This window comes from Xanthomonas sp. SHU 199 (assembly GCF_000364665.1).
Lineage (GTDB): Bacteria > Pseudomonadota > Gammaproteobacteria > Xanthomonadales > Xanthomonadaceae > Xanthomonas_A > Xanthomonas_A sontii.
The window spans coordinates 1-728 of record NZ_AQOI01000590.1 but is presented as its reverse complement, the minus strand read 5'-3'; the positions used below and the strand labels follow the sequence as shown (position 1 = coordinate 728).

The following is a 728-nucleotide window of genomic DNA, read 5'->3' as shown; positions in this document are numbered from 1 at the left end:
CATCGGCTTCCCGCCGTTCGAGGCGCTGATGCAGTCGCTGCTGTACGGCGGCTTCTCCATGTTCATCTTCGTCACCAGCCTGGTCGCGCGTCAGCAGACCCAGGCGCGCGAGGAGCAGCGCCAGCTCAACGCCGAGCTGCGCGCCACCCGCGCGCTGCTGGCCGAGAGCGCCCGGGTCAACGAGCGCACCCGCATCTCGCGCGAACTGCACGACCTGCTCGGCCACCACCTGACCGCGCTCAGCCTGAACCTGGAAGTGGCCGGCCATATCACCGAGGGCCGCGCGCAGGAGCACGTGCAGCAGGCGCATACCCTGGCCAAGCTGCTGCTGACCGACGTGCGCGAGGCGGTCAGCCAGTTGCGCGACAGCGGCGCGATCGACCTGGCGGCGGCGCTGCGGCCGCTGGCCGAGCGGGTGCCGTCGCTGCAGATCCACCTGCAGGTGGAGGAGCCGCTGACCGTGGAGGATCCCGAGCGCGCGCACGTGTTGCTGCGCTGCACCCAGGAAATCATCACCAACGCGGTGCGCCACGCCCAGGCCGACAATCTGTGGATCGAGGTGCGCCGCGACGGCCCGCAGGTGGTGATCCAGGCGCGCGACGACGGCCGCGGGTGCGAGACCCTGGCCCCCGGCAACGGCCTGCGCGGCATGCGCGAGCGCCTGAGCCAGTATGGCGGCAGCCTGGACGTGGCGGCCGCGCCAGGCGCCGGCTTCCGCCTGCGCGCCA

General features: G+C 72.4%; 1 protein-coding gene. It reads left to right on the top strand.

Annotation, left to right across the window (positions count from 1 at the left end; translation table 11 throughout):
- The coding region (locus tag D183_RS0117405) for a sensor histidine kinase (RefSeq protein ID WP_017910129.1) at positions 1-728 on the top strand (728 nt) is incomplete at both ends.